General features: G+C 57.2%; 2 protein-coding genes. Both read left to right on the forward strand.

Features of this window, described 5'->3' with window-relative positions; all coding sequences use genetic code 11:
* The coding region (locus tag DRI82_RS23670) for a hypothetical protein (RefSeq protein WP_211317715.1) at positions 1 to 201 on the forward strand (201 nt) is incomplete at its 5' end.
* A complete protein-coding gene (locus tag DRI82_RS24170) occupies positions 198 to 923 on the forward strand; it encodes a hypothetical protein (RefSeq protein WP_211317716.1) in 726 nt (241 codons plus the stop codon). The genes DRI82_RS23670 and DRI82_RS24170, both read left to right, overlap by 4 nt.
* Positions 924 to 964: the final 41 nt, after the last annotated feature.

A 964-nucleotide genomic window follows, 5' to 3' on the forward strand; every position in this document is an offset into this window, starting at 1 on the left:
GATCTGGCGGTACCTAACCGCGCAGGGGGCATGGCTCTCAATGGTTTTGTCCTGTTTATCGGTGCCAGCATCGGCCCGCTTATCGTGTCCTGGGTGCCCGGTTTCGTCCCGCTATTGGTGGGGCTTGCGGTGGCGCTTTTACTGGCCACTGTCTGCGTTGCGGGCAGTGCATCGCTTGCTTCATCCACGAGGAAACCATGAATTCTATCCGTTCTTCGCTCTCTTTAGTCCTGACTTCCTGGCGGAACCCCTGCCGTTGGATCCTGGTGCTGCGCATCAGTCTTGGGCTTACCGTTGCTCTGCCTGCTTTCGCGTTGCAGGCGGCTTCCGGTGCGGTTGGAGATAACCCGATCAGCATCCCGGATACTCATCATCAAACCCGTCAGCGTTCGGTCACTCTGGATGGTCAGCCCGCAACCCTCAGCCGTTACGAGCGGCGTGATGGGCGCAATGCCTTCCTGGAGGGAGAACACTTTAGTACGGTGATCGCCGCCGATGGCACACTCAAGGGTTTTGCCAACATCTCGCTTGACCTGGTGGGAAAACCTTTACCGTCTCGTGAGCGCGCTGAGCAGATTGCGGCAGAGTTCCTGCGCAAGGCTGCACCCGACTTGCTGACCAGCCTGAGGGGAGCGTCTGTTACCCCCCATGATGAACCTATTCGCCTATCACACGCAGGCCGTAACGAGACCGTCCAACTCACCGGTTTAAAATTCAAGTCACGCAATCAGGCTGATGGGCGCTGGTTCTGGGTCATCGTCGGTAGCGATGAGAAACCGATGCTGTTCGAGCGCGATCTGGAATGGGCATACCTGCTCGCTCGCCGCAAAACGGAACAATGGCTGCATGACAGATGGATAAAGGTACAAGATGCCCAACAGATCGATAAACCAGGCCGTTGGAGTCTGCCATGGACTCATTGACCCAGATCGTTCTTGGTAGCAGTGTCGCTGCACTTGTCGTC

The organism is Edaphovirga cremea, assembly GCF_003332275.1.
Lineage (GTDB): Bacteria > Pseudomonadota > Gammaproteobacteria > Enterobacterales > Enterobacteriaceae > Edaphovirga > Edaphovirga cremea.